Here is a 1,169-nt window from a genome sequence, read left to right as displayed (position 1 = left end):
CCGGCGACGTCTGGGTGTTCTCGGGCTTCGGCGCCCAGCACCGCAAGATGGCCAAGGAGCTGTACCTGTCCAACCCGCTGTTCGCCTCGTGCCTGGACGCGGTGGACGAGCTCATCGACTTCGAGGCCGGCTACCGGATGGTCGAGATGTTCCTCGACGACTCGGTCACCTACGAGGTGGAGAACGCGCAGGTCGGCATCTTCGCCGTCCAGGTCGCGCTCGTCGACACGCTCAAGGCCCTCGGTGCCAAGCCGGAGGCCGTGATCGGTCACTCGATGGGCGAGGTCGCCGCCGCCTACGCGGCGGGCGGACTGAGCCTCGAGGACGCGGTGCGGGTGATCTGCGTCCGCTCGCGCCTCATGGGCGACGCGGAGCAGCAGGTCTCCGACGAGGACGCCGGCGCCATGGCGCTGGTCGAGTACTCGGCCGAGGAGATCGCCCAGATCATCGCCGACAACCCCCAGTTCGCCTCGATCGAGCCCGCGGTCTACGCCGCCCCCACCCACACCACGGTCGGGGGCCGCGCCAAGCCCGTCGCCGAGTTCGTGGCCTGGGTCGAGGAGCAGGGCAAGTTCGCCCGTCAGCTCCAGGTCCGAGGAGCCGGGCACACCTCCGACGTCGACATGCTGCTGGGCGAACTGGCCGCCGAGATCGCGGGCCTGGAGCCGCGCGAGCTCACCTCCGGCCTGTTCTCCTCCGTGGACAAGGAGACCTTCTACCGCGCCGGCCACGAGCCGATCCACGCGGAGGAGTACTGGGTCAAGGGCATGCGGCACTCGGTGTGGTTCACCCACGCCGTGCGCAAGGCCGTCGAGGCCGGGTATGTGACGTTCCTGGAGTTCGCGCCCAACCCGGTCGCCGCGATGTCCGTGGCGGCGACGTGCTTCGACGCCGGCCTGATGGAGCCCAACCTGCTCCACACGCTCAAGCGCAAGGAGTCCGAGGCCGACACCCTGCTCCACGCGATCGCCCAGCTGTACGTCCACGGCCACGAGGTCAACATGGACCAGGTCGTGGAGATGCTGCACGGCTACGTCACCGGCCCCGGCCGTTACGCCCCGGTGCCCGGCACGGCGTGGAAGCGCCGGACGCTGTGGCCGACCGTGACCGCCGGCGGCGGCTCGGGCGAGGGTCGTATGCCGGGCTCCCACGTGGCGCTGCCCGACGGG

At 70.5% G+C, this 1,169-nt stretch carries 1 protein-coding gene; it reads left to right on the top strand.

The annotated features are described in order from the left end of the window. A partial coding sequence (locus G6022_RS08940; RefSeq protein ID WP_182691407.1) for an acyltransferase domain-containing protein occupies positions 1-1,169 on the top strand: 1,169 nt, incomplete at both ends.

Source organism: Dietzia sp. Cai40, from assembly GCF_014145165.1.
GTDB lineage: Bacteria > Actinomycetota > Actinomycetes > Mycobacteriales > Mycobacteriaceae > Dietzia > Dietzia natronolimnaea.
Note: the sequence above shows the minus strand (reverse complement) of the source record. Positions and strands in the feature narration are given on the sequence as shown.